The 24,476-nt window shown below is 66.4% G+C and carries 21 protein-coding genes; 6 read left to right on the top strand and 15 right to left on the bottom strand.

Annotated elements, in window-relative coordinates:
• Positions 1-150: 150 nt before the first annotated feature.
• From E8L99_RS11885 to E8L99_RS11830, 12 genes are all read right to left on the bottom strand, one after another.
• Positions 151-567 carry a helix-turn-helix domain-containing protein gene (locus E8L99_RS11885; protein ID WP_137099733.1) on the bottom strand — a complete coding sequence of 139 codons (417 nt, stop codon included), beginning with the start codon at positions 565-567 and terminating at the stop codon, positions 151-153.
• Between the two features lie 211 nt (positions 568-778).
• Positions 779-2,386 (bottom strand): apolipoprotein N-acyltransferase, encoded by a 1,608-nt coding sequence (lnt, locus tag E8L99_RS11880; protein ID WP_252511092.1) that lies wholly within the window; start codon positions 2,384-2,386, stop codon positions 779-781.
• Positions 2,387-2,484: 98 nt separating this feature from the next.
• Positions 2,485-3,702: a hemolysin family protein gene (locus E8L99_RS11875; RefSeq protein WP_137099732.1), complete on the bottom strand. Its 1,218-nt coding sequence runs from the start codon at positions 3,700-3,702 to the stop codon at positions 2,485-2,487.
• The gene (gene ybeY / locus E8L99_RS11870) at positions 3,695-4,192 is read right to left on the bottom strand and encodes an rRNA maturation RNase YbeY (protein WP_137099731.1); all 498 of its coding nucleotides are present in this window, start codon (positions 4,190-4,192) and stop codon (positions 3,695-3,697) included. The genes E8L99_RS11875 and ybeY overlap by 8 nt, the downstream gene beginning before the upstream one ends.
• Positions 4,189-5,274 (bottom strand): PhoH family protein, encoded by a 1,086-nt coding sequence (locus E8L99_RS11865; RefSeq protein WP_391527445.1) that lies wholly within the window; start codon positions 5,272-5,274, stop codon positions 4,189-4,191. The genes ybeY and E8L99_RS11865 overlap by 4 nt, the downstream gene beginning before the upstream one ends.
• 25 nt (positions 5,275-5,299) lie before the next feature.
• A complete protein-coding gene (gene miaB, locus E8L99_RS11860) occupies positions 5,300-6,703 on the bottom strand; it encodes a tRNA (N6-isopentenyl adenosine(37)-C2)-methylthiotransferase MiaB (protein WP_137099729.1) in 1,404 nt (467 codons plus the stop codon).
• A gap of 46 nt (positions 6,704-6,749) precedes the next feature.
• Entirely contained in the window at positions 6,750-7,694 is a 945-nt protein-coding gene (locus tag E8L99_RS11855) for an ABC transporter permease (protein ID WP_137099728.1), read from the bottom strand.
• An 11-nt stretch (positions 7,695-7,705) separates the two neighbouring features.
• Positions 7,706-8,683: an ABC transporter permease gene (locus tag E8L99_RS11850; protein WP_137102091.1), complete on the bottom strand. Its 978-nt coding sequence runs from the start codon at positions 8,681-8,683 to the stop codon at positions 7,706-7,708.
• Positions 8,684-8,776: 93 nt separating this feature from the next.
• Positions 8,777-10,411, bottom strand: a complete 1,635-nt coding sequence (locus E8L99_RS11845; protein ID WP_137099727.1) for an ABC transporter substrate-binding protein — start codon at positions 10,409-10,411, stop codon at positions 8,777-8,779.
• Positions 10,412-10,861: 450 nt separating this feature from the next.
• A complete protein-coding gene (locus E8L99_RS11840) occupies positions 10,862-12,550 on the bottom strand; it encodes a methyl-accepting chemotaxis protein (RefSeq protein ID WP_137099726.1) in 1,689 nt (562 codons plus the stop codon).
• Positions 12,551-12,867: 317 nt separating this feature from the next.
• Positions 12,868-13,116 carry an exodeoxyribonuclease VII small subunit gene (locus tag E8L99_RS11835; protein WP_137099725.1) on the bottom strand — a complete coding sequence of 83 codons (249 nt, stop codon included), beginning with the start codon at positions 13,114-13,116 and terminating at the stop codon, positions 12,868-12,870.
• Between the two features lie 26 nt (positions 13,117-13,142).
• The gene (locus E8L99_RS11830) at positions 13,143-14,072 is read right to left on the bottom strand and encodes a histone deacetylase family protein (protein ID WP_210421760.1); all 930 of its coding nucleotides are present in this window, start codon (positions 14,070-14,072) and stop codon (positions 13,143-13,145) included.
• A 233-nt stretch (positions 14,073-14,305) separates the two neighbouring features.
• On the opposite strand from E8L99_RS11830, the gene E8L99_RS11825 reads away from it, so the two are divergent.
• Positions 14,306-15,121 (top strand): DUF1194 domain-containing protein, encoded by an 816-nt coding sequence (locus tag E8L99_RS11825; RefSeq protein WP_137099723.1) that lies wholly within the window; start codon positions 14,306-14,308, stop codon positions 15,119-15,121.
• Between the two features lie 276 nt (positions 15,122-15,397).
• Here the strand turns inward: E8L99_RS11825 and E8L99_RS11820 are convergent, their stop codons facing one another.
• Complete coding sequence (locus tag E8L99_RS11820) at positions 15,398-16,378, bottom strand: VOC family protein (RefSeq protein ID WP_137102090.1); 981 nt, start codon at positions 16,376-16,378, stop codon at positions 15,398-15,400.
• A gap of 198 nt (positions 16,379-16,576) precedes the next feature.
• Between E8L99_RS11820 and E8L99_RS11815 the strand changes: the two genes are divergently transcribed.
• Positions 16,577-17,365, top strand: a complete 789-nt coding sequence (locus E8L99_RS11815; RefSeq protein ID WP_137099722.1) for an SDR family oxidoreductase — start codon at positions 16,577-16,579, stop codon at positions 17,363-17,365.
• 102 nt (positions 17,366-17,467) lie between these two features.
• Positions 17,468-18,388: a pirin family protein gene (locus tag E8L99_RS11810; protein ID WP_137099721.1), complete on the top strand. Its 921-nt coding sequence runs from the start codon at positions 17,468-17,470 to the stop codon at positions 18,386-18,388.
• Between the two features lies 1 nt (position 18,389).
• On the opposite strand, the gene E8L99_RS11805 is transcribed toward E8L99_RS11810, so the two are convergent.
• On the bottom strand, positions 18,390-18,749 hold the full coding sequence (locus tag E8L99_RS11805) for a carboxymuconolactone decarboxylase family protein (RefSeq protein ID WP_137099720.1): 360 nt from the start codon (positions 18,747-18,749) through the stop codon (positions 18,390-18,392).
• Between the two features lie 192 nt (positions 18,750-18,941).
• On the opposite strand from E8L99_RS11805, the gene dxs reads away from it, so the two are divergent.
• The 3 genes from dxs (at position 18,942) to E8L99_RS11790 (ending at position 23,070) form a co-directional block, all read left to right on the top strand.
• On the top strand, positions 18,942-20,846 hold the full coding sequence (gene dxs, locus E8L99_RS11800; protein WP_391527444.1) for a 1-deoxy-D-xylulose-5-phosphate synthase: 1,905 nt from the start codon (positions 18,942-18,944) through the stop codon (positions 20,844-20,846).
• A 48-nt stretch (positions 20,847-20,894) separates the two neighbouring features.
• Positions 20,895-21,644 carry a TlyA family RNA methyltransferase gene (locus E8L99_RS11795; RefSeq protein WP_137099718.1) on the top strand — a complete coding sequence of 250 codons (750 nt, stop codon included), beginning with the start codon at positions 20,895-20,897 and terminating at the stop codon, positions 21,642-21,644.
• Positions 21,645-21,852: 208 nt separating this feature from the next.
• A complete protein-coding gene (locus E8L99_RS11790) occupies positions 21,853-23,070 on the top strand; it encodes a class I SAM-dependent RNA methyltransferase (RefSeq protein ID WP_137099717.1) in 1,218 nt (405 codons plus the stop codon).
• Between the two features lie 227 nt (positions 23,071-23,297).
• Here E8L99_RS11790 and E8L99_RS11785 read toward each other — a convergent pair whose 3' ends face one another.
• Entirely contained in the window at positions 23,298-24,260 is a 963-nt protein-coding gene (locus E8L99_RS11785) for an L-threonylcarbamoyladenylate synthase (RefSeq protein ID WP_137099716.1), read from the bottom strand.
• Positions 24,261-24,476 lie beyond the last annotated feature (216 nt).

The following is a 24,476-nucleotide window of genomic DNA, read 5'->3' as shown; positions in this document are numbered from 1 at the left end:
TTTGCTTCCGAGCGGCGAGTTTCTGGCAACAGGCTACCCGGCGGTCAAGCCCGAAAACGGCAAAAAGGCCGTTTCGTTCGCAAAAAAGAACGAACCGGCCTTCCAGGGTTCAGAAGCAGGTTTGAGACGGCTGGGTGAAAGCCGGACTCCTCAGAGTACGACGTCGTCCTCGCCGGCCACGGCATTGACCAGTTCGACCAGCTTGCGGCGGACCTTGGCGTCCTTGATGCGGATGAAGGCGCGGTTCAGCGCCAGTCCCTCGCTGGTGGAGAGGAAATCGGCGACATAGGACGCACCGCCGACATCCGAGAAGCCGCCCTCGGGCGTGAGTTCGGTGGACGGAGCCCCCTCGAAGAAGAACGACACGGGCACCGACAGGATCGCGGAGATCTGCTGGAGCCGGCTGGCACCGATACGATTGGTGCCCTTCTCATACTTCTGCACCTGCTGGAACGTCAGGCTGAGGCGCTCGCCCAGCTTCTCCTGACTCATACCGAGCATCATGCGTCGCATGCGCACACGGCTGCCGACGTGCTTGTCGATCGGGTTGGGAACCTTTTTGACCATACGTAAACTCCGGGGCAACCGATTGCACTTTGCAGCACCACAGTTCGCGCAGAGATTGCAAACGGGCGCCGTGCGATTGAAGTGTGATGTAACACTAGCACTCGCGTGGGCCGCAACCAACCACAACCGAGGCCCCGCGCGCAATCGGCCCGGGCAGGTTTTATGGTGTTGTTACAACAGGAAGCAAATGATCAGCCGAGTCTCTCGGTGATCAACCCAGCGAGCGGCGACGGGCCGGGCGCGCCAAGATTAGAAACAATCCAAAGAAGACTACAGCGAGTGGAACATGACCAGCGCGCGCAAATGGGGTCGGCGCAAGCGCGGTGGGCAGGTCGGCATCAAGGGAATCGCGGGCCCCCAAGGGCAGCATCCGAAGCACCCGTCCCAACGGATCAATAACCGCGGAAATTCCGTTATTCGCAGCGCGGACGATCGGCAAACCCTCTTCGACAGCCCGCACCTGTGCCTGATGCATATGCTGGTAGGGGCCGGGCGTGAAGCCGAACCAGGCGTCGTTGGTGACATTGAGGAGCCAGCCGGGCCGGCGGTCGCCCGAGGTCGCTTCGCCCGGAAAAATGATCTCGTAGCATATCAGGATACCGACCGGTGGCGCGCCTGGCACCGTCAGCGTCCGGCGCCGATCCCCCGCCGAGAAGCCTCCGCGCACCCTGGTCACGGCTTCCAATCCCATCGACTCCAAGCGATCCTGGAATGGCAGGTATTCGCCAAACGGGACCAAGTGCACCTTGTCATAGGTCTCGGTGATCTGGCCCGCGTCATCAATCATATAGACTGAGTTATAAACGCGGATATCGCTGCGGCCCGGAGCCGGCGCCTCAGGCCGCGCTGCGCCGGTCAGCAGGGTCGTACCCGGGGGCAGGAGATTCGCAATCTGGGCGAGTGCCGCACGATCCCGGATGAGGAAAAAGGGAAATGCCGATTCCGGCCAGATCAGATGGGTGACGTCGCGCACCCCCATCCGCTCGGGTGACGAGGCCTTGTCGGAGAGTTCGAGGTAGCGCGCCAGGATGGTATCGCGCTCTTCGGGCCGGAAGCGGGCATCCTGCGGAATGTCCGGCTGGACGATGCGCAGGCGTACGCCCTCGACCATTCCCACCGGGGTCGTCGAGACCCGCCAACCGCCGTAGAGACCAAGGCACATCAACACCAGGATGGCGCCAGCCGGTACAAAAGCCCGCCCTGCGGCGTCATCGGGATCGTCGCCGAGCACACTGGGGCTCGCAAAGACCAGAATGGCAACGAGGGTCAGTCCGTAGACGCCGACCAGGGATGCCGCCTGGGCCAGCCAGAGATATTGGGTCAGCGCATAGCCATAGAGGTTCCAGGGAAAGCCGGTCAGGACGGTTCCGCGGCCATATTCCGCAAGGCCCAGGCCGAGCGCCAGCGCAAGGATACGCCCTGCCCCCGGCCGCCACAGGAGGCGCGCGACCGCAGTGCCAAGTGCCGTGAACAGCGCGAGCCCTGCCGGCAGCGCCACGACGGCGATGGGCAGTGCCCAGGCGAAACGGTCGGCCTCCACCAGAAATGCGGCGCCGATCCACCAGAGGCCGGCCAGGTGATAGCCGAAGGCGAACCACCACCCGGTCTTGGCCGCGGCCCAGATCGTGCGCCAGCCGCCGCCGGCAGCCGAGGCCCCGTCCAGCAGCCAGACCAGCACCGGGAAACTGATGGCAAGGGCGGGAAAAAACCCGAAGGGCGGCATGGCGAGCGCACCGATGGCACCCGCGCCGAAGGCCAGGCCCGTCCGCTTCCAGCCCCATGACAGGATGATCGAGCGCGCGAGATCGACAACCGTCACGGCATGGTCCTCCGGGAGCACGGCGATTCGCGACGGTTGGCCAAGATCATGGCCCGGTGTCGAACAGCCAGACGCCCCGGTCAAGCGGCCTCGGCGGCCTAGCCCTTTGCCTGCTGAACCGCCGGAGCCGGCAAGGGCTCGATCGCCGCGGGCAGTTTGGCCGGCTGCGACGCAGCGGCAGCGACAGCGGACGCCAATTCCTCGTCGCGGCGCTTGCCGGAACGAGACGGCCGGGCGATCAGGCCGCGGCCGCGGGTGATCTTGACCCGCTTGGCCCGACGCGGATCGGCATCGACCACCTCGAACTCGAAATCGCCGGGACCCGCCACCAGCTCGCCGCGGATCGGCACATGGCCCGCGACCATGGTGAGATAGCCGCCGAGCGTATCGACTTCGGCGCGCACCTCGTCCCCGGGATCGAAATCCGGTCCGAGCACATCCTGGACATGGTCCAGGCCCGCGCGCGCATCGGCGATATAGGCGCCGTCGGCAATCTGCGACATCATCCGGCCGTTGTCGGTATCGTGCTCGTCCTCGATGTCGCCGACGATCGCTTCGACGATGTTCTCCATCGCGATCAGGCCGTCCGTGCCGCCATACTCGTCCACGACGAGCGCCAGCTGGATGCGTGTCGCCTGCATCCGCGCCAGCAGGTCGATCGCCGGCATGGAGGGCGGCGCGAACAGGATCGGCCGGACAAGCTTGGTCTGAGCCAGCGCCACGCCGAGATCGACGGCGCCGAGATCGAGACCAGGGATGGCACGGGCCTCGGCCTTCGTTTCCGCCTTGGGTTCGCCCCTCGCCTCGGCCTTGGCCTGCGCCTTGGCGCGGCTCTGGCGCTTGGTCTTGGCGGCGCGCTTCGCCTCGTTGAACAGGTAGGTCACGAGGTCCTTGATGTGGACCATGCCGATCGGATCATCGAGCGTGTCGTCATAGACGACGAGGCGGGTATGACCGGCATCCTCGAAGGCCTGCATCAAGGCGTCCAGCGAGATGTCCTTCTGGACCGCCATGATGTCGGCGCGCGGCTGGGCGAGATCGCCGACCCGGCTTTCCCTCAGCTCCAGAATGTTCTTCAGCATCGACCGCTCTTCCGGCGTGAAGCCGGCAGAGGCGGGAGCATTGTCCTCCAGGACCTCCTCGAGGTTCTGGCGGATCGACGGACCGGACTTCAAGCCGAGGCGTGCTCGCAGGCGATCAAGCCAGCGCTCGTGCCGTTCGGCCGCCTTCTCCGCTTCTGGCGGGGCGGCGGGCGTTTCGGGGGATGCGGCCTCTGCCGCGGCGGTTCGGTATCGACTGTCGCTAGGGTCAGGCATGGCTCTCACCGGGCATCATGCGCCCGGACGCGTGTGGATCCTTGATACCGAGCCCCGCCAGGATGGCCGTTTCCAGCTGCTCCATCGCAAGGGCCTCGGCCTCGGTGTCGTGATCATAGCCCAAGAGATGCAAGAGGCCATGGGTCGCCAGGTGGGCGAGATGATCAGCAGAGCTGATGCCTTCCTCGACCGCTTCCTTTTCCAGCGTCTCATAGGCGACGATCACATCGCCGAGCAGCGTGCCGTGGGCCGCGGGAAAGGACAGGACATTGGTCGGCTTGTCGATCGCCCGGTAGTCGCGGTTCAGCACCCGCACCTGCTCGTCGTCGGCCAGCGCGAAGGAGAGTTCCGCATCCGGCGGCAATGTGATTCCAGGCGTCCGGCCGACGGCCACGACCGCCCGGCGTACGACATGCTCGGCCTCGGGCAAGCCCTCCCAGAGATCCGAGAGGACGGCAATATGGGTCTCAATGGCGGTTTCTTCGGTCATTCCGTTCGCATGCGGCGCGGCTTGTGCGGCGCGGCGTGCTCGCCGCTCCGGGTCGCCGCTTCATACGCCTTCACGATCCGTCCGACCAGTTCATGCCTGACGACATCGTCCTCGGAGAAATAGGACTGGGCAATGCCGGGCACGCCGTCCAGCAGATCGAGCGCTTCCGAGAGGCCAGACTTCATACCCGGCGGCAGATCGACCTGGGTCGGGTCGCCGGTGATGATCATCCGGGAGTTCTCGCCAAGGCGGGTCAGGAACATCTTCATCTGCATGGATGTCGTGTTCTGCGCCTCGTCGAGAATGACCACCGCATTGGTCAGGGTGCGGCCGCGCATGAAGGCGAGCGGCGCGATCTCGATCATGGTGGATTGCAGCCCTCGCTCGACGCGCGGCGCATCCATCAGGTCGTAGAGCGCGTCATAGATCGGGCGGAGATAGGGATCGACCTTCTCCTTCATGTCGCCCGGCAGGAAGCCGAGACGCTCGCCGGCCTCGACGGCGGGGCGGGTGAGGATCATCCGGTCGACAAGCCCCTTGTCGAGCAGGGCGACCGCCTGGGCAACGGCCAGCCAGGTCTTGCCGGTACCGGCCGGACCGATGCCGAAGACCAATTCGTTGCGCTTCAGCGCGCGGATATAGGAGTCCTGAGCCGGCGTGCGGGCGCGAACGCGGCGCTTGCGGGTGACGATCTCCTCGTGACCAAGGCGCGGCTCGCCGTCCGGCTCGAACAGTGAGCCTTGCGACGTGGTCATGCGGATGGCGCCGTCGACATCGCCAAGCGAGATGTCGTGACCGGTCTTCAGGCGGCCGTAGAGATTCTCGAGGACCGACTTGGCCTGCTCGCAGAGTTCCGGCGCGCCGATCAGTGTCACCAGATTGCCGCGCGCTGCCGCCTGGATGCGCAGGCGCTTCTCGATGAAGGCGAGATTCTGGTCGTATTGGCCGAAGAGGCGACTGGCGAGACGGTTGTCATCGAAAGACAGGGTCAGTTCAGCTTCATCGGCGGCATCAGTTGTTGTGAGCCAGGGAATGTTGCGCCCGCTGTCGGGCCCGAAGCCGTCCGTACCTTGCTTTGTCAAACTTTCGCCCTTCCTGAAATGAGGATCACTCCGCCGCCTGCACTGCACGAGCCGATATGGGATCGACCAGTTCGCCATTCAACGAGTTGGTCTCGGTTCCGATGATTCGGATCCTTTCGATTCTGCCCGCCAGTGACGACGGTGCCATGACTTGCACGGGAGACAAATAGGGAGAGCGCCCTACTTGCTGCCCAAATTTGCGCCCTGCCCGCTCGAACAGCACTTCGATGGTCTGACCAACCAGGCTCTGCTGGAAGGCGCGCTGCTGGCTGGTGATGAGCGCCTGCACGGCATAGAGCCGCTCGGTCTTCACCGCCTCGTCGATCTGCCCGTCCATCTCGGCGCCCGGCGTTCCGGGCCGGATCGAGTATTTGAACGAATAGGCGGCAGCGAACCCGACCTGCCGGATGAGCTCCATCGTGTCCTCGAAATCGGCATCGGTCTCGCCGGGAAAGCCGATGATGAAGTCGGAGGAGAAGGCGATGTCGGGCCGCGCGGCGCGCAGACGATCGATGGTGCGGAAGTAGCTGTCGCGGTCGTGCTTGCGGTTCATCGCCGCGAGAATGCGGTTGGAGCCCGACTGGACCGGCAGATGCAGCGAGGGCATCAGCGCGCCGAGGTCGCGGTGCGCCTCGATCAGGTCATCACTCATCTCGCTGGGATGGCTGGTCGTGTAGCGCAGCCGGAGGATGCCCGGCACCTCGGCCAGGCGGCGCAGCAGGCGGGCCAAAGTCCATTCGCCGCCGTTCGGTCCCTCGCCATGATAAGCGTTGACGTTCTGCCCCAGCAGCGACACCTCGCGCACACCGGCCTCCGCCAGCGCCTCGACCTCGGCGATGATGGCCGTGACCGGGCGCGAGACCTCGGCGCCACGGGTATAGGGCACGACGCAGAAGGTGCAGAACTTGTCGCAGCCTTCCTGCACCGTGACGAAGGCCGAGATACCGCGCGAACGGGCCTTCGCCTCCGCTGGCTTGGGCAGCTTGGCGAACTTGTCCTCGACCGGGAACTCGGTATCGACAACGCCCGGCTGGATGCCGGCGCGGGCAACAAGATCGGGCAGCCGGTGATAGCTCTGCGGGCCTACCACCAGGTCGACATACTTCGCCCGCTTGACGATCTCTTCGCCCTCGGCCTGGGCAACGCAGCCGGCGACACCGATCAGCACCTTGCGGCCCTCGCTCTTGGCCGTCTGCTTCAGCTCCCGGATGCGGCCGAGCTCGTGATAGACCTTCTCGGCTGCGCGCTCTCTGATGTGGCAGGTGTTGAGGAGGATGAGATCGGCTTCCTCTGGCGTCGCCACCTCGCGATAGCCCTCGGCCCCCATGACATCGGCCATGCGCTGGCTGTCATAGACATTCATCTGGCAGCCGTATGACTTGACGAAGACGGCTTTGGATTGAGGTTTGGCGTCGGTCGTATCGCTCATCTCTAGGCTCCGCAGAGCGGCGCTATAGCGCGATTGGACATGCCGGTCATCTCAGCCGCGGGTTCAGCGCATCGCGCAGCCAGTCGCCGAGCAGGTTCACCGACAGGACGAGGCTCGCCAGCGCGATACCTGGGAAGATTACCACCCACCATTCGCCCGAGAACAGGAACTCGTTGCCGATCTGGATCAGCGTGCCGAGCGAGGGCTGTGTCGGTGGCAGGCCGACGCCGAGAAACGACAGGGTCGCTTCGGTGATGACCGCGAGCGCGAGGTTAATGGTTGCGATGACCAGGACCGGGCCGGTGACGTTTGGCAGCACGTGGCGGAACAGGATCACCGGCTTCGACAGGCCGATGAGCCGGGCCGCCTGGACGTATTCCTTGTTGCGCTCGACCATCGTGGAGCCGCGGACCGTGCGGGCGTACTGCACCCAGAATGACAGGCCGATCGAGATGACCAGCACCCAGAAGATGGTGGTCTCCGAGCGTTGGTTGCCGAACAGCGCGCGCGTCGTGCCGTCGATCAGCAGCGCGATCAGGATCGCCGGGAAGGTCAGCTGCACATCGGCGACGCGCATGATGATGCTGTCGGCGGCGCCGCCGAGATAGCCGGCGATCAGCCCGAGCGTGATGCCGATGGTGGCTGCCAGCAGCACTCCGGCAAAGCCGACGATGATCGAGATGCGCATGCCGAACAGGATGGACGAGAACACGCAGCGGCCCTGCTGATCGGTGCCGAGCGGAAAGCGCCATTCGCCCTCGGCCGCCCAGACCGGCGGCTTGGACCCGTCAAGCAGGCTGAGCGTTGCGGGATCGAAGGGATCGTTCGGCGCGATCCACGGCGCGAAGATGGCGGATGCCACCAGCACCAGCGCGATGACTGCCGCGATCATGGTGATCCACGAGCGGGTGAACGAGAACCAGATGTCGCTGTCTCGGATGCGCTTCAGCCGTGAGGCGGGACGAGGCGATGTGTTCGGAGCGGAGGTCATGGTCTGTCTCCTCAGGCCGGCCGCCCGGAGATCCGGATACGCGGATCGACGGCGACATAGAGGAGATCGACGATCAGGTTGATCAGCACGAAGAGGGTCGCGACCAGCAGCAGATAGGCCGACATGATCGGGATATCGACGGTCTGCACGGCCTGCAGGAACATGAGCCCCATGCCCGGCCACTGGAACACCGTCTCGGTGATGATGGCAAAGGCGATGATCGAACCGATCTGCAGGCCGGTGATGGTGATGACCGGGATCATCGTGTTCTTCAAGGCATGGCCGAAGTTGATGGCGCGGCTGGTGAGGCCGCGGGCGCGGGCGAACTTGATGTAGTCGGTGCGCAGCACCTCCATCATCTCGGAACGCACCAGGCGCATGATCAGCGTCATCTGGAACAGGCCGAGCGTGATGGCCGGCAGGATGATCGAGCTCCAGCCGGCAACCGTCAGGAAGCTCGTCGACCACCAGCCGAGATCGACCACGCCCTGGCGGCCGAACGACTTCAGGACGCCCAGGGTCACGGGGAAGATGAAGATCAGCAGGATGCCGATCAGGAAGGTCGGCAGCGAGATGCCGACGAGCGAGACGGTCTGGAACAGCTTGGTCAGCCAGGAATGGGGCCGCAAGCCGGCATAGACCCCCATCGGGATGCCGGCGAACAGCGCGAAGAGTGCCGAGACCAGCGCCAGTTCCATCGTGGCGGGAAATCGCTCGGCAATCAGCTTGGAGACCTTCTGCTTGTTCAGATAGCTGATGCCGAAGTCGAACTGCGCGGCCTTCCAGACGAAGCGGCCGAACTGCAGGGCAATCGGATCGTTGAGGCCCAGTTCCTGACGGATCGCGGCACGCTGCTCCACCGTCGTGTCCTGGCCCACCATCTGGTTGACGGGATCACCGACGAACCGGAACAGCGAGAAGGCGATCAGCGACACGGTCAGCAGGACGGCGATCGCCTGGGCGATGCGACGCAGGATGAAGGCAATCATGGGGCTCTCGAAATGGGGAGGGCGCGACATGAGCCGCGCCCTCTGGTCAGTCTAGTCAGATCACCGGCGGGGCGATACCCGCGCGGCAAGCAATCAGCGCTTGTTCACCCAGTGGAACAGGAACTGGTTGTCGGCGCGCTGGACCAGCTCGACATTGCGCGACACGCCCCAGGCGAGTGCCTGCTGGTGCAGCGGGATGTGGCTGATCTCCTCGTGGACGATCTTGTAGGCCTGGGTGATCAGGTCCAACCGCTTGGCGGCGTCCGCCTCGACCAGGATCTGGTCGGTGAGGGCGTCGACGCGCGGGTTGCAATAGCCGCCCAGATTGGTGGCGCCACGGCCGCCCGAGCCGGTGTCGTCGCGGCAGCGGATCAGGTTCTGCAGCACGTTCCACGAGTCGAACGAACCGGGGGTCCAGCCGAGCAGGTAGAACGAGGTGTTGAACCCGCCCGAGGCCAGGACCTTGGCGAAGAACTGGGCGCGCGGCACGGCCTGCAGATTGATCTTGATGCCGATGCGGGCGAGCATTGCGGTGACCGCCTGGCAGATCGCGCCGTCATTGACGTAGCGGTCGTTCGGGCAATCCATGGTCAGCTCGAAGCGGGTGCCAGTGGCGCCGCCGACGCGCGGATAACCGGCATCGTCCAGCAGCTTGTTGGCGGCATCCAGACTGAAGGGATGGCGCTGGAACTGGCCCGAACGCTCGAACAGCAGCGGCGAGATCAGCAGAGCCGAGGGCGTCGCCGCCCCGCGCATGACCTGGCGGCGGATCGCCTCCATGTCGATGGCCTGGTAGAAGGCCATGCGGACGCGCAGGTCCTTGAAGGGGTTCTTGCCCTTCACCGAGGAGCCGGTCAGCTCGTCGCGGCGCTGGTCCATCTGCAGGAAGATGGTGCGCAGTTCCGGGCCCTCCATGACGCGGGCATTGGGGCTCGCATTGATGCGCGGAATGTCCTGCAGCGGCACGGGATCGATCACGTCGACCTCGCCCGAGAGCAGGGCCGCCACGCGGGTCGGCGCCGAGGTGATCGGCGTGAAGATGACCTGCTGGAGGTTATGCTCGACCTTGCCCCACCAGGCGGGGTTCTTCTCGAACACGGTGCGCACGCCGATCTGGTGCGCGGCGATGCGGAAGGGGCCGGTGCCGTTGGCGTTCAGCACGGCATAGCCGGGCGTGGTGGCGGCGGGGGCCGAGGGGGCGACGGCGTTGTTCGCCTCGGCCCACTTCTTCGACATGATGTACCAGGTGTCCCACTCGTAGTGCAGGATCGGGTTCGGTGACTTCAGCTTGAAGTCGACCGTGTGGGAATCGACGGCCACGACCTCGACATTGGCCTCGATGCGCGAGCGCAGGTCGGATGTGTCGGCGCGGACGCGGCTGGCCGAGAACACCACGTCATCGGCGGTGAAGTCCTCGCCGCCCTGGAACTTGACGCCCCGGCGCAGATGGAAGCGCCAGCGCAGGCCACCGTCGAGGATCTCCCAGCGCTCGGCGAGGCCCGGGATGATCTTCAGGTCGCGATCGCGCTTGGTCAGACCCTCATAGACGTTGCCCTGGAGGGCCAGCGTCGTGGTCTCGTTGATGCCGTAGGGATCGAGCGTGTTGAGGTTGCCCTGGAAGGCATAGCGCAGGGTCTGACCCTGCGGCGCCTGGGCATGGGCGGGCGCGAGCGGTGCGCCCAGCGCCAGCGCAAGGCCGGCTGCAAGAAGCGATAACTTGACGTTCATGGAGGCTCCCCTCTGTCGAGGCATTCAGCGGCGGGTCAAGGAAGGATTACGTAGTTTTACCCTGCCGGAGAGGGCCTAGATTAGACAGGAGATTGCGCTTGGCGAAAGGGGGGGTGCACAGAATTCGCGCAGATGTCCCTACCCTTTGGAAAGGCACCGCTTTTTCCGACTTTCGGTTGCGGGTTTCACAACGGCTTGCCGGACATTGCCCGGAACAGGAGAGAGGTCTCCGTCCGGCTGGTCCGGGTGCATGGCGGTGCTGAAACCGCTCTGCACACTGGCCTTTGCCCTCCAGGATGAAGGCCTTGCCGGAGAGCGGGTGGCATATTTTTCACGCCGCGACCCGGATCGACGCTCTGCACCATGTGCCGCAGGCAAAGATTACCACAAACCGGGCAGCTGCGCAGCAACGACCAGGCCGTGGGCCCGGCTGGCCGGGGCCGCCCCTGATCAGGCCGCGCGGATATTGGTGAGGAAGCCTGCCACCTCGGTCCGAAGCCTGCCCGACTGGGACGACAACTGGTTGGCCGCAGCCAGCAGATCGCCCGCCGATCCACCGGTGGCGGTGATCACGCGCGAAACCCCGATGATGTTGCTGGCCACCTCATTGGCGCCGAGCGAGGCCTGCTGGACGTTGCGCGCGATCTCGGACGTGGCCGCCGTCTGCTGCTCGACTGCCGCCGCGATGTCGGTTGCCACCTTGTTGATCTCGCGAATGCTGCCGGCAATGCCCGCAATCGACCGCACCGAACCTGTCGTCGCCTCCTGGATTGCGCCGATCTGCCGGGCGATCTCGGTCGTCGCCTTGGCGGTCTGATCGGCCAGGCCCTTCACCTCGGCTGCCACGACGGCGAAGCCCTTGCCCGCTTCGCCCGCCCGAGCAGCCTCGATCGTGGCGTTGAGGGCCAGCAGATTGGTCTGCGCCGCGACGCCACTGATCAATTCCACAATGGCGCCGATGGCTTTCACCTTGCCCGCCAATTCCTCGATGCTGAGGGCAGTGCCGTCCGCGGTGGAAACGGCTTCGCTGGCCATGGTGGCAGAGAGGCCGACCCGGCCGCCAATCTCGCTGACCGACGCGGCCATTTCTTCGGTTGCTGCGGCAATCGTCTGGATGTTGCCTGAACTCTGTTCGGAGGCGGCGGCTATCGTCGATGTCTGGCCCGACGCCTCGTTGGCGGAGGCAGACAGGGTCTCCGCCGCCAGCCGGAGACGCTCGGCGGAAGTCGAGACGCCCTCGACGATCCCGCCGACGGCGGCCTCGAATTCGTTCGCCACGCGCTGCATCATCGCCTTCTGCGCCGCTTCGGCCTGGGCCTTTTCGGCATCCTGCGCGGCGCGCAGGGCCAGATTGTCGCGACCGGACTGTTTGAACACCTCGAGGGCATTGGCGAGCTTGCCGACCTCATCGCCCTGGCCAACCGCTGGAACCTTCGCGTCGAGGTCGCCGCCCGCCACAGCCATCATGGCCCGCGTCATGGCGACCAGCGGCCTTACGACGCCCCAGACGATCAGCCAGACGGCGAAGGCGAGACCGAAAGCCGCCCCGATCGAGCCAACCAGGCCAACGGTCCAGAAGGCACGGCTGCCAGCGGCTTCCATGGCCGTGGACTGGTCGCCAAACTGTTTCTGGGCATTGTCCTCGACATCCCGGATGGCCGCCCGCATCGTGGCGACAAGCGGCGCCGCCTCAAAGGCGATCCGCCCGGATTTGTGGAGATCGCCCGCATTGGCTGCGGCCAGAACCAGCTCATGCTGTTTGCGATAGGCGTCCAGGTTCGTCCTGATGATTGCGAGCCGCGCGGCGAAGCGACCGGCCTGGTCTTCCTTGGCAATCTGGTCGAGACGGCGCTCGAAGCGGCGGCTCTCGTCCAGCGCTGCTTCATGGAAGCGCCGCCGCTCCTCCGCCGGAAGCTCCAGCGGGATGAATTCCACGGCGCGAGCATAAGACAGGAGATTGGCGGTGCCACGCCCCGCCTGCTGAAGTGTCAGGCTTGCCTCCTGGACACTGCGGCCGCTGCCGAGCGTCAATGACACGGAGGAAAGGCCCGCCATCGCGACAAGGCCCATCGTCGTGATGAGGAACAGAACTGCCGCGAGGAGCTTCGGGCCAACACCAATATTGCGCAAGAAGGGCATGGGGGAGATGTCCTTTGGTAACTCGCGCCAAACGTGTGTCTCTTGTGGTTAATGTTTCGTAAAGATTGAGATTTCCCGTTGTCGCAGCGACAGCACATTTGCGTCGGAATGCTCGCACACTCACCGAATCGTGAGGGCTTTTCTCCGGTTGCCAACTCACGCAGATATCGACGGGTGCTGTGAGATGACGTCAGCAATCCGGCATGCAACTTTGGGGTGGATCGAGCCGCCAATACGGAACGGACGCGTCAGACCCCAAGTCTGCCGTGGCGATCAGGGATTGGAATTAGGTCACAGGCGGGTCCCCCGCCCCACCTCTATTGCGGATCGAGCGGCGTCGTGCCCGACGGTTTGCCGTCGGCCGCGAGCGTGATCTTCTGGACGCGCGCCTCGGCATCGCGGAGCAGTGCCTCGCAGCGCTTCTTCAAGGCCTCGCCACGCTCGTAGATCGCAATCGAATCCTCCAGCGCGACATTGCCGCCTTCCAGCTTCTGGACGATCGATTCCAGCTCGGCCAGCGCCTTCTCGAACGGCAGCGCCGCAACGTCGGCATGGGGGACGGACATGGCGAAGGCTCCGGGAATCAGCGAACTCAGCCGCGCATCAATGCCATGACATGGGCCGCGACGGAACGGCCGAGGCCTTCGAGGTCGTAACCGCCTTCCAAAAGCGAGACGACACGGCCGCCGCAGGCCTCGTCGGCAATCTCCATCAGCCGCTTGGTGGCCCAGGCGAAATCGACTTCGGTGAGATTGATATTGGCGAGCGGGTCGCGCTGGTGGGCATCGAAGCCGGCCGAGATGATCAGGAGGTCCGGCTTCCAGGCCCGGAGGCGCGGCAGGATGACGATGTCAAAGGCCTCGCGGAATTCCGAACCGCCATCGCCGGCGGCCAGCGGCGCGTTGACGATCTGGTTATAGGCGCCGGTCTCGTTGGCCGCCCCCGTACCGGGATAGAGCGGCATCTCGTGGGTGGAGAGATACATCACCGAGGGGTCGGACCAGAAGATGTCCTGCGTGCCGTTGCCATGATGGACGTCGAAATCCATGATCGCCACGCGCTCGGCACCGTAAACCGCGCGGGCATGGCGGGCGGCGATGGCCGCATTGTTGAACATGCAGAAGCCCATCGCCGTCGAGGTCTCGGCGTGGTGGCCGGGAGGCCTCGTCGACACGAAGGCATTGGCGACCTTCCCCGTCATTACCTCGTCAACCGCGAAGACGCCGCCGCCCGCCGAGCGGCGCGCTGCCTCGAAGGATCCCGGCGACAGCGTGGTGTCGCCATCGACCTGAACGAGACCGAGCAGCGGCGTCGCATTGTCCAGCCGCTCGATATAGTCGGTGGGGTGGACGCGGGCGATCGCGTCGATGGAGACAAGCGGCGCCTCGTCACGGGCGAGGTCGGAAAAGCGTTCGTGCTCCAGCACGTGGGTGATCATGCGCAGACGATCGGGACGCTCGGGATGGCCGAAGGGCGTCAGATGTTCCAGGCACTGCGGATGCGAGACGACGAGTGTGGTCACGAGGGGCGTCCTTCCTGTCGGCCGGCCACGAGTCTTAGCGCTCGCGGCGGGGCCTGAACATCCCATCTCGGACCGAACGATCGACGGATGCGATGATCGGGATCAAGTCTTGCCGATCACGATCCCTTGAAGCGTGCGGCATGGCGGTGAATTGGTGTCTCCCCTTGGTTTCGCAGCCCATGGCCCTGTGTCACGCTTCGGTCATCGGGGCCTGAACGCCTGGGGGATTTGTGATGATCCGCAGCCTGTTTCTCGCACTCTTGCTGACGGCGGGACTGGCGACGCCATCGACGCCGCAAGGCCGGTCGGCGGCGATGGAAGTCGACCTCCAGCTGGTGCTGGCCGTCGACATTTCCTATTCGATGGACCCGGAGGAACAGAAGCTCCAGCGCGACGGCTATATCCAGGCGATCACCTCGCCGGACGTGATCGAGGCGATCCGGCGCGGGCTGATCGGCAAGATCGCAGTGACCTATCTGGAATGGGCGGGCGCCTTCGAGCAGCAGGTGGTGGTCGGCTGGCGCATCATCGACGGGATGGAGAGCGCCCGGGCCTTTGCCGCCGAACTGCAGGCGAAGCCGATCCGGCGGGCCTTCCGCACCTCGATCTCAGGCGCGCTCAACGCCTCGACCGCCCTGTTCGACACGTCCGGCATGCGGTCGCAACGCCGGGTGATCGATGTCTCGGGTGACGGGTCCAACAACAATGGCCCGCTGGTGGAGGTGGCCCGCGATGCGGCGCTGGCCAAGGGCATCACGATCAATGGCCTGCCGATCATGCTGAAGCGCGATCCGCGCTATGCCGATGTCGCCAATCTCGACGCCTATTATCAGGACTGTGTGGTGGGCGGTCCCGGCCATTTCGTCATCCCGATCAAGACCACCGAGGAATTCGTGCCGGCGACGCGGCGCAAGCTGATCCTGGAAGTGGCCGGCATCGCACCGGCATGGCAGGCGCCGGTGACGGGATCGGCGATCCCCGCGCAGTCCGAGCGGGTGGACTGCACCATTGGCGAGCGCATGTGGCGCGAGCGGTGGGAGCGGAACTGAGCAGGCAGAGCGAGCGAGGACTGCGGTTCAGCCAGCGGGCCAAGGCTCGCCTGCCTCGGCACATCCAGACAGACGTCCCCCCGGCGAGCCCATGAGGGCGAGGGAAGGGGGGCCAGGAGTCGCTGGCCGCGCCCTGCGGGTCGCCAATGCGACGCACCTTGTGGCTCCTGGATCCCCTTCCCTCCCTCGGCCTTGCCTCGGTCGCCGGGGATGACGTCCTGATCGGCCTGGGAAGGTCGCGGCGCCTGCCGCCAGCTCTTGAAGAACGAGTTCCTCTCAGACCCCGACCAGCCTCACCGTCGTGCCCCAGGGGTCGGCCGTCTGGAATCCGCCAGCCATCTCGGTGACCGCCGCGCCCGCAGCCGCGAGCCTGGCGCGCTGGGCGTCGATATCAGCGCGGTCCTTCATCTCCAGCGAGAACCAGGCAATGCCGGTGGCATTGGGGTCGCGGAGGCCCGCTCCATTGCTCTGCCAGACATTGATGCCGAGGTGATGGTGATAGCGGCCCGAGGAGAGGAACGCTGCGCCGCCGCGCTGGCGCGTCGTGTCGAGCCCCACCGCCGCGCCGTAGAAGGCCTGGCCGCGCGCGACATCGCCGACGCGCAGATGCATGTGGCCGATGCGCAGCCCCTCGGGCGCGGTGGCATAGTCGCTGACCTGGATATTGGTGAGGCTGACGAGGTCGTCGATGTTCAGCTGGTCGGTGGTCATGGTGACGGACGCCCCGTCCCAGCGCCAGAGCTCGGGCGCGCGGTCGCAATAGACCTCGATGCCATTGCCCTCGGGATCGTCGAGATAGACCGCCTCGCTCACCGCATGGTCGGCAAAGCCGGTGAGCCGCACGCGGTTGCGCGCCACATGGACCAGCCAGCGGGCGAGATCCTTGCGGGTCGGCATCAGGAAGGCGGTGTGGAACAGGCCCGCCGTGCCCTGGCGCTCGAAGGGCGCGGCCGGACGCTGTTCGAGGACGAGCAGCACGGTGCCGCCGGCACCGAGACTGGTGCGACCGGGGCTGGTCTCGATCACCGAAAGGCCGATCGCGTCGCGATAGAAGGCGGAGACGAGGTCAAGGTCGCGGACGACAAGGGATACCTGGCCGACGCGCATCGGCGTCTGGTGGGCGACCAGCACGGGAGACAGTCCTGAGCGCGGACCGGTCTCGACGCCCTCGGCCTTCGCCGCTGCGATCGCGGCCATCGACAGGCTGGCGGCGCCCGCCATGTCGAGCAGCGCACGGCGCGTCATCCCCGCATTCACCACCATTGTCCCATCTCCTGCCTGTTCGGAAAAGCCAGTCCGGCGATAGCATGGGGCCGGCCCCGCGCGCATTTCACGTCCGCGTCAGGGCTTTTCACGGAATCGTCGGCTGGTCCTGCAGGGCACGCCCCGCCGCATTGCCTCTTGCGCATGGCCGCGCTTCGGGCTTGTCTTCGCCCCCGAATTTGGGAGGACATCATGGATTTCGGACTGTCATCGAAGAAGGCGCTCGTGCTCGCCTCCAGCCGCGGCCTCGGCCTCGGCATTGCCGAGGCGCTGGCCGCTGAGGGCTGCACCGTCATGCTGGTCGGCCGCACCGCCGACCGCATCAAGGCCAATGCCGAGGCGATCACCGCCAAGGGCAAGGGCAAGGCCTATGGCATGGCCGCCGATCTCGGCGCGCCTGGCGCCGTGGACGAGATCGTCGCGCTCGCCGAGAAGACGCTCGGCCAGATCGACATTCTCGTGAACAACACGGGCGGCCCGCCGGCCAAGCCCGCGACCGAAGTCGGCGCCGACGAATGGGCGAAGTACTTCAAGCAGATGGTGGAGCCCGTCTTCGCGATCACCGCCAAGGTTCTGCCGGGCATGCGCGCCCGCAAGTGGGGCCGCGTGCTCACCGTTGCCTCCTCGGGCGTCGAGCAGCCGATCCCGAATCTGGCGCTGTCGAACGCGCTGCGCTCGTCGATCGTCGGCTGGTCGAAGACGCTCTCGACCGAGGTCGCCAAGGACGGCGTGACGGTCAACATGATCCTGCCCGGCCGCATCGCGACCGACCGGATCAAGGAGCTCGACCAGGCCAATGCCCAGCGCTCGGGCAAGTCGATGGAAGAGGTCGAGGCCGCTTCCATCGCGACGATCCCGGCCGCCCGCCTCGGCACGGCCGCCGAGTTCGGTGCCGTCGGCGCCTTCCTCTGCTCGGAGGCCGCCAGCTACATCACGGGATCGAAGATCCGGGTCGACGGCGGCGCCACGCGCTCGATCTGATTGCATCCCTGCAATCCCCGATCCTTCCGGCGCAAGCGCCGGGAGGGTCGACAGGGCGAGCGGTCGCGCCCATCTTGAAGCCTCCAGACGGAGGCCCCCGCCATGTCGTTCTCGCCCACCCCCGATCCGACCCCCGGAGACGCGCTCTCCTGCGACGCCATCGAGATGGTGATCGTGCCGCGCACCCATGATCTCGGCGGCTTCACGGTGCGCCGGGCGCTGCCCTTCGCCAAGCGGCGGATGGTCGGTCCCTTCGTGTTCTTCGACCAGATGGGCCCTGCCGTGTTCAAGGGCGGCCAGGGCATCGATGTCCGCCCCCACCCCCATATCGGGCTCTCCACCGTCACCTATCTGTTCGACGGCGAGATCCAGCACCGTGACTCGCTCGGCACCTATCTGCCGGTGAGGCCGGGCGAGGTGAACCTGATGACCGCCGGGCGCGGCATCGTCCATTCCGAACGCACCGATCCGACCCAGAAGGCGACCGGCGGGCACAAGCTGCACGGCATCCAGAGCTGGCTGGCGCTGCCCAAGACCCATGAGGAAGTGGCGCCCGGCTTCGACCATATCGCGGCCGACGACCTGCCGATCGTCAAGGGCGACGGCAAGACGATCCGCGTGGTGATCGGCGAGATGTATGGGGTGAAGGCGCCGACGCCGGTGCCCTGGGACACGTTCTATGCCGATGCGATCCTGGAGCCCGGCGCCAAGCTGCCGCTCGATCCGGTTGCCGAGGAGCGCGCGATCTATGTTGCCATGGGCGAGATCGACGTGCAGGGCGACCATTTCCGCGAGGGGCAGATGCTGGTGCTGAAGCCCGGCGACCGGCTGACGCTGACCGCCGTCACCGCCGCCCGCCTGATTCTCTGCGGCGGCGCGACCATGGACGGGCCGCGCCACATCTGGTGGAACTTCGTCTCCTCGTCGCTGGAGCGCATCGAGCAGGCCAAGGCCGACTGGAAGCAGAAGCGCTTCGACACCGTGCCGGGCGACGAAGAGGAGTTCATTCCGCTGCCCGAGTGAGTCAGGCGGTCTCGGCCGCCTTCTCCTCGAACTGCTGGAAGGCAGTGAAGGCGTCGGCCGCATACATGAGCGAGGGTCCGCCGCCCATCTGGATGGCGACACCCAGCGCCTCGGCCACTTCCTGGCGGGTGGCACCAAGCTTGACCAGCGCTTCGGCGTGGTAGCCGAGGCAGCCATCACAGCGCGCAGCCACGCCCAAAGCCAGCGCGATCAGTTCCTTGGTCTTCTTCGGCAGCGCGCCATCCTTCATGGCGGCCTGGGTCATGGTCGAGAAGCCGGCCATCGTATCGCCTGCTTCCTTGCGCAGTTCGCGCAGGCCAGCGGACAGCGCCTTGGTGATCTCGGGATAGGTCTTGGTCATGGTGTCTTTGCCTTCTTATTTGCGCAAATACAGATATACACTGCCTGCCGCTCCCGCAAGCCCTGCCGGACAGCGTGCCCCAGCCAGCCTGCGTTGCACCGCCATCGCCGGTGGTGTAACCCTCGGACTTAACCCTACACGCGCGAGCGACACCCGCGCTCATCGCCGGTGACATCTTTGACCGACCGCCCTGTGACCCCGCTCCTGGACACGCTCCGGAGCCCCGCCGACCTTCGCCGCCTTGCCGAACACCAGGTCCGCCAGGTGGCTGACGAGTTGCGCGCCGAAACCATTTCGGCGGTCTCCGTGACCGGCGGCCATCTGGGCGCCGGCCTCGGCGTCGTCGAACTGACGGCCGCCCTGCACTATGTGTTCGACACGCCGCGCGACCGGATCATCTGGGACGTTGGCCACCAGGCCTATCCGCACAAGATCCTGACGGGGCGGCGCGAGCGCATCCGCACGCTGCGCCAGGCCGGCGGCCTCTCCGGCTTCACCAAGCGCTCGGAGAGCGAATACGACCCGTTCGGCGCGGCCCATTCCTCCACCTCGATCTCGGCCGGCCTCGGCATGGCGGTGGCCCGCGACCTCAAGGGCGAGAAGAACAATGTCATCGCAGTGATCGGCGACGGCGCGATGTCGGCGGGCATGGCCTATGAGGCCATGAACAATGCGGGTGCCCGCCACGAGCGGCTGATCGTCATTCTCAACGACAATGACATGTCGATCGCGCCGCCGGTTGGCGCCATGTCGGCCTATCTCGCCCGTCTGGGTTCCGGCCGCACCTATCTGAAGCTGCGCGACATCGGCAAGCAGCTGACCAAGCGCCTGGGCAAGACCATCGATCGCACGGTGACCCGCGCGGTGGAGCATGCCCGCGGCTTCGTCACCGGCGGCACCTTGTTCGAGGAGCTTGGCTTCTACTATGTCGGCCCGATCGACGGGCACAATCTCGACCATCTGCTGCCCGTTCTGAAGAACGTCCGCGACGCCGATTTCGGCCCGATCCTGGTCCATGTCGTGACCCAGAAGGGGAAGGGCTATCCGCCGGCGGAAGAGACCGCCGACAAGCTGCACGCGGTGGCGAAATTCGACGTCATCACCGGCGCCCAGGTGAAGGCCAAGGCCAATGCGCCGAGCTACACCAAGGTGTTCGGCGAGAGCCTGGTGAAGGAAGCCGCCAAGGACGACCGTATCGTTGCGATCACTGCGGCCATGCCGTCGGGCACCGGCGTCGACCTGTTCGAGAAGGCATACCCTGCCCGCACTTTCGACGTCGGCATTGCCGAGCAGCATGCCGTGACCTTTGCGGCGGGGCTCGCGAGCGAGGGCTTCAAGCCGTTCTGCGCAATCTATTCCACCTTCCTCCAGCGCGCCTACGACCAGGTGGTGCACGACGTGGCACTGCAGAAGCTGCCCGTGCGCTTCCCCATCGACCGCGCCGGCCTGGTCGGTGCCGATGGCGCAACTCATGCCGGCTCCTTCGACGTCGCCTATCTCGGCTGCCTGCCGGGCATGGTGGTGATGGCGGCTGGTGACGAGGCTGAGCTCGTCCACATGGTGGCGACCGCTGCCGCCTTCGACGAGGGCCCCATCGCCTTCCGCTATCCGCGCGGCGAGGGCATGGGCGTCGACATGCCGGAATTCGGCGTTCCGCTGGAGATCGGCCGGGGCCGGATCGTCAAGGAGGGTACGCGGATCGCGCTCATGTCCTTCGGCACGCGCCTTGGCGAATGCCTGAAGGCCGCCGAGGAACTGGGCACGCTTGGCCTTTCGACCACGGTTGCCGATGCCCGCTTCGCCAAGCCGCTGGATATGGACATGATCGGCCGGCTGGTGCGAGAGCACGAGGTGCTGATCACCATCGAGGAGGGCTCGGTCGGCGGCTTCGGCTCGTTCGTGCTGCATGCCCTGTCGGACAATGGCCTGCTCGACGGCCGCTGCCGCGTGCGCTCCATGGTGCTGCCGGACGTCTATCTCGACCACGACAAGCCTGAGGCCATGTATGCCAGGGCCGGGCTCGATGCCCGCGGCATCGTGACCAAGGTGTTCGAGGCGCTGGGGCGCGAGGCGGTTCCGGGCGCGCTGACGGCGTGAACGCCGAAGCATGGCCAAGCGAAGTGGGCACCGGTTCGCGTGAAGGCCATGCGAGACTCTGAAACCACCAGACGGCGGGCCGATGTCGTGCTCGTGGAGCGCGGCTTCTTTGAAAGCCGCGCCCGCGCTCAGGCGGCCATTGCCGCGGGGCTGGTGACAGCCGACGGCCGGCCGGTGAAAAAGCCATCCGAGGACATTGCTGTCGATGCCGTGATCACGGCGGAAGCGCCGCATCCCTGGGTGTCGCGCGGTGGCCTCAAGCTTGTGGCGGCGCTCGACGCCTTCGCCATCGATGTCACAGGCCGAAACTGCCTCGATGTCGGCTCTTCCACCGGCGGCTTCTCCCATGTGCTACTGAGCAGGCGCGCACGCGCCATCGTGGCGGTCGATACTGGCCGCGAGCAGTTTCATGCATCCCTTCGGGCCGATCCGGCCATCACGCTTCTGGAAAGCACCGACATCCGCAATCTCACGTCCACCGACCTGCCCTTTGCGCCTGATATCGCCGTGATCGATGTCAGCTTCATCTCGCTGCGCCTGGTCCTTCCGGCGGTCACGGCGCTGATGGCTCGCGCCTGCGACCTCGTCGCGCTGGTGAAGCCGCAATTCGAGGTGGGCCGCGGCCATGTCGGCAAAGGCGGCATCGTGACCGATGCGGCCGAGCGGCAGCGCGCGGTGAGCGAGGTTCAGGCGGTGGCGCAGGGTCTCGGCTGGACCTTGGGCGGGCTGATCGACAGCCCGATCGAGGGCGGCGACGGTAACCGCGAGTTCCTGATCCATGCGAGCAGGCCCGCGTGATAGGCAGGTTTCGGATCATGTCGTGCCCGGCCGTTCCGGATCCTTCGAGGCTCGGCTTCGCCTCGCACCTCAGGATGAGGAAGGGAGAGGACCGTGCCAGACGCCACAGCGCCACTCTCTCCACTCCTCATCCTGAGGTGCGAGCCGCAGGCGAGCCTCGAAGGACCTCTTCTCTTTCCCCCCTCCCCCAAGCCGCAAGGATCTGCGCATGACCGAGCGGCTCACCATTTCCCATGTCGGCCATCGCGGAGACGGCGTCGCCGACGGCCGTTTCGTGCCGTTCACCCTGCCCGGCGAGGTGGTGGATGCCGAGGGCGCGGAAGACCGGCTGATGCCGGTGGCCATCGTCACGCCGAGCCCCGACCGCGTGACGCCGCCCTGCCCGCATTTCGGCATCTGCGGCGGCTGCAACCTGCAGCATTGGGCGCCTCAGCCCTATCTCGCGTGGAAGCGCGACCTGGTGCTGCATGCGCTGGCCCAGCAGGGCATATCGGCCGATGTGCTGCCGACCATCGAGGCCCATGGCGCGGGACGACGGCGCGTGACCTTCCATGCCCGCCGGGGTGCCGGAACCAAGGTGCTGGTTGGCTTCGCCGCGGCGCGCAGCCACGCGATCATCCCGATCAATGCCTGCCCGCTGCTCGCCCCCGGCCTCGACGGCGCGCTGGAGGCCGCCCGCGGCATTGCCCGTATCCTCGACAGCGTCGGCAAGCCACTCGACCTCTCGGTGACCGCGACGATCGCCGGGCTCGACATGGATGTGCGCGGCGCGGGCAAGCTGTCCGAGCGGATGCGGCTCGACCTCATCTCCGCCGCCAACAAGCAGGGCCTGGCGCGCCTCACCAACCATGGCGAACTGGTCATGCAGCGCGAGCCGCCGTCGATCATGGTCGGCCGCGTGCGCGTGACGCTGCCGCCGGGCACGTTCCTGCAGGCGACGGAAGAGGGTGAGAACGTGCTCGCCCGCCTCGTGCTCGAGGGCGTCGGCAAGGTGAAGTCGGTGGCGGATCTGTTCTGCGGCGTCGGCCCCTTCGCGCTCAGGCTCGCCGAGAGCGCGCGCGTCCATGCGGTGGATGCCGATGCGAGCGCGGTGGCGGCTCTCGGCGCGGCGCTCCGCACCGTGTCGGGCCTGAAGCCGGTGATCGCCGAGACACGCGACCTCTATCGCCGTCCGATGATGGCGCTGGACCTCAAGGGCATGGGCGCGGTGGTGTTCGATCCGCCGCGTGGCGGCGCGGAGGCGCAGGCCAAGATCCTCGCCAAGGCCGATATCGGGCGGATCGTGGCGGTGTCGTGCAATCCCGGCACGTTCGCGCGCGATGCGGCGCTGCTGATCGCGGGCGGCTGGAAGATCGAGAGCGTGACGCCGGTCGACCAGTTCCAGTGGTCGGCGCATGTGGAGCTGGTGGCGACGTTCAAGCGGTAGAGGTCGGCGTTCAAGGAAACCATCTGACATCCCGCACCCTGCCGCTCTCATGACGTCACCCCCGGCGAGGCCGGAGGCCGAGGGAAGGGGGTCCAGGAGTCGTTTTCCCGGCTCTCACAGCACGCGGGTGGTCTGACCTTCGGGGCCCCTGGATCCCCTTCCCTCGCTTCGCTCGCCGGGGATGACGACCGGGAGACACGGAAAAGGTCGGCCTCGGCGGCAAGTCGTCAAACCCGCGGTGCCGCCGCCCGTTTCAACCGGTCGCGGATCGCTTCGCCGAGGCCCTCGGCGGGGATCGGCATGACCGCGATGGCGGTGGCACCCTCGGCGTCGAGCCGGCGCAGATGGCCAAACAGATTGGCCGCGGCCTCGCTGAGATCGCCTGAGACAGAGAGATTGAGCACGGGACCATCACAGGGAAGCGCCGGGCCGAAGGCCAGCAGCGCCTCGCCGGGACGGACCTCGGTCGCATCCAGCCTGACGGCCGCATTCGGCGCGTAGTGCGAGGCCAGCATGCCCGGCGCGATGGTGGCCTCGCTCACCGGCTCGCCGAGCGCGACACCCAGCACCGCCTCCATCTCGGCGCGCGTGACGCCGCCCGGACGAAGCAACACCGGCGCGCCGCCGAGGCAACCGACGATGGTGGATTCGACACCGACCGCGGTCGGGCCGGCATCGAGCACTGCATCGATCCGGCCATCGAGATCGGCGAGCACATGGGCGGCATCGGTCGGGCTGACATGGCCGGAGCGGTTGGCCGAGGGGCCAGCCACCGGCCGGTCGACCAGCGCCAGCAGCGCCTGGGCGACCGGATGGGAGGGCACGCGCAGGCCGACGCTCGAAAGCCCCGCACGGGCGAGATCGGAGACCGGGCTGTCGTCGCCGACCGGCACGACCAGAGTCAGCGGGCCCGGCCAGAAGGCTTTGGCGAGAGCGGTGGCATGGGCGTCGAAGGGGCCGAGGGCGAAGGCGGCCTCCGGTGATGCGACATGGGCGATCAGCGGGTTGAAGCTCGGGCGGCCCTTGGCCTCGTAGATGCCCGCAACCGCGCGCCCGTCGGTCGCATCCGCGCCGAGGCCATAGACCGTCTCGGTGGGGAAGGCCACGAGCCCGCCAGCGCGCAGGAGCGCTGCGGCCTCGGCCAGGCCGTCCGCGTCGGCGATCAAGTGGCGGGTGATGCGGGTGTGCATGGCCGGCGATTAGCATGGACGGGTCGGGAATGGGAGGGCGTGGGCGTGGTGAGGGTCTGATGGTCACCCCACCCCAACCCTCCCCTCGTCGAGGGGAGGGGGTTCGGTCGCGCTCGATCATGCTGTCGATCCTGGGATATGGGCAGCCAATCCCCGGACATTGACAGCGCGATGGGGTCGCTGGCGCACTGGCACTCCCTCCCCGCTTGCGGGGAG

Origin of the sequence: Phreatobacter aquaticus, assembly GCF_005160265.1 — a bacterium.
In the GTDB taxonomy this organism is placed as follows: domain Bacteria; phylum Pseudomonadota; class Alphaproteobacteria; order Rhizobiales; family Phreatobacteraceae; genus Phreatobacter; species Phreatobacter aquaticus.
This window is presented reverse-complemented; position numbering and strand designations above follow the sequence as displayed.

What these genes read in the sequence shown, in the direction of transcription:
- E8L99_RS11825 (WP_137099723.1), top strand. Translation starts at nt 14,306, where the DNA reads ATGATCCGCAGCCTGTTTCTCGCACTCTTGCTGACGGCGGGACTGGCG.
- E8L99_RS11875 (WP_137099732.1), bottom strand. Translation starts at nt 3,702, where the DNA reads ATGCCTGACCCTAGCGACAGTCGATACCGAACCGCCGCGGCAGAGGCC.
- E8L99_RS11885 (WP_137099733.1), bottom strand. Translation starts at nt 567, where the DNA reads ATGGTCAAAAAGGTTCCCAACCCGATCGACAAGCACGTCGGCAGCCGT.
- E8L99_RS11835 (WP_137099725.1), bottom strand. Translation starts at nt 13,116, where the DNA reads ATGTCCGTCCCCCATGCCGACGTTGCGGCGCTGCCGTTCGAGAAGGCG.
- E8L99_RS11810 (WP_137099721.1), top strand. Translation starts at nt 17,468, where the DNA reads ATGTCGTTCTCGCCCACCCCCGATCCGACCCCCGGAGACGCGCTCTCC.
- E8L99_RS11845 (WP_137099727.1), bottom strand. Translation starts at nt 10,411, where the DNA reads ATGAACGTCAAGTTATCGCTTCTTGCAGCCGGCCTTGCGCTGGCGCTG.
- E8L99_RS11785 (WP_137099716.1), bottom strand. Translation starts at nt 24,260, where the DNA reads ATGCACACCCGCATCACCCGCCACTTGATCGCCGACGCGGACGGCCTG.
- E8L99_RS11855 (WP_137099728.1), bottom strand. Translation starts at nt 7,694, where the DNA reads ATGACCTCCGCTCCGAACACATCGCCTCGTCCCGCCTCACGGCTGAAG.
- miaB (WP_137099729.1), bottom strand. Translation starts at nt 6,703, where the DNA reads ATGAGCGATACGACCGACGCCAAACCTCAATCCAAAGCCGTCTTCGTC.
- E8L99_RS11805 (WP_137099720.1), bottom strand. Translation starts at nt 18,749, where the DNA reads ATGACCAAGACCTATCCCGAGATCACCAAGGCGCTGTCCGCTGGCCTG.
- E8L99_RS11840 (WP_137099726.1), bottom strand. Translation starts at nt 12,550, where the DNA reads ATGCCCTTCTTGCGCAATATTGGTGTTGGCCCGAAGCTCCTCGCGGCA.
- E8L99_RS11815 (WP_137099722.1), top strand. Translation starts at nt 16,577, where the DNA reads ATGGATTTCGGACTGTCATCGAAGAAGGCGCTCGTGCTCGCCTCCAGC.
- E8L99_RS11795 (WP_137099718.1), top strand. Translation starts at nt 20,895, where the DNA reads ATGCGAGACTCTGAAACCACCAGACGGCGGGCCGATGTCGTGCTCGTG.
- ybeY (WP_137099731.1), bottom strand. Translation starts at nt 4,192, where the DNA reads ATGACCGAAGAAACCGCCATTGAGACCCATATTGCCGTCCTCTCGGAT.
- E8L99_RS11790 (WP_137099717.1), top strand. Translation starts at nt 21,853, where the DNA reads ATGACCGAGCGGCTCACCATTTCCCATGTCGGCCATCGCGGAGACGGC.
- E8L99_RS11850 (WP_137102091.1), bottom strand. Translation starts at nt 8,683, where the DNA reads ATGATTGCCTTCATCCTGCGTCGCATCGCCCAGGCGATCGCCGTCCTG.